Source organism: Streptomyces sp. NRRL F-6492 (assembly GCF_001280125.1).
GTDB lineage: Bacteria > Actinomycetota > Actinomycetes > Streptomycetales > Streptomycetaceae > Streptomyces.
In genome coordinates, this window is sequence record NZ_LGEG01000106.1 from 1 (window position 1) to 934 (window position 934).

1 pseudogene is annotated in these 934 nt (G+C 67.0%); it reads right to left on the bottom strand.

Going from position 1 to position 934, the window contains the following annotated elements:
* Positions 1-934 (bottom strand): annotated as a pseudogene (gene carB, locus ADL08_RS10425) (carbamoyl phosphate synthase large subunit); the annotation flags it as partial.

Below are 934 nucleotides of genomic sequence, written 5' to 3' on the forward strand. Positions count from 1 at the left end.
GACCGGCCGGACCCCGAGCGCGTGCCGGACCTCACGGACCACGTCCTCGCGCAGACCCCGGATCTCCGCGATCTGGGCATCGGAGAAACCGTGCCGCTTGGCCTCGGCCAGGATCTCCGGGTCGAGCTTCTCGGCGGCGGCCAGCTCGTCGGCGATCTCCTTGATCAGGAAGAGCTGGTCGACGAACCAGGGGTCGATCTTCGTCGCCGCGAAGACCTCGTCCGGCGTGGCACCGGCCCGGATCGACTGCATCACGGTGTTGATCCGGCCGTCGGTCGGACGGACCGACTCCCGCAGCAGCTCGTCCTTGTCGCCGGGCTCGCCCACGAAGGTGAACTGCGAGCCCTTCTTCTCCAGCGACCGCAGTGCCTTCTGCAGGGCCTCGGTGAAGTTGCGGCCGATCGCCATCGCCTCGCCGACCGACTTCATGGTCGTGGTCAGCGTGGAGTCGGCGGCGGGGAACTTCTCGAACGCGAAGCGGGGAGCCTTGACCACGACGTAGTCGAGGGTGGGCTCGAAGGACGCCGGGGTCTTCTCCGTGATGTCGTTGGGAATCTCGTCCAGCGTGTAGCCGACCGCGAGACGGGCCGCGATCTTGGCGATCGGGAAACCCGTCGCCTTCGACGCCAGCGCGCTCGACCGGGAAACACGCGGGTTCATCTCGATGACGATGATCCGGCCGTCGTCGGGGTCGATCGCGAACTGGATGTTGCAGCCGCCGGTGTCCACACCGACCTCGCGGATGATCGCGATGCCGATGTCCCGCAGCCGCTGGTACTCCCGGTCGGTCAGCGTCATCGCCGGGGCCACCGTGATCGAGTCACCGGTGTGCACGCCCATCGGGTCGAAGTTCTCGATGGAGCAGACCACCACGACGTTGTCGTTCCTGTCGCGCATCAGCTCCAGCTCGTACTCCTTCCACCCCAGGATCGAC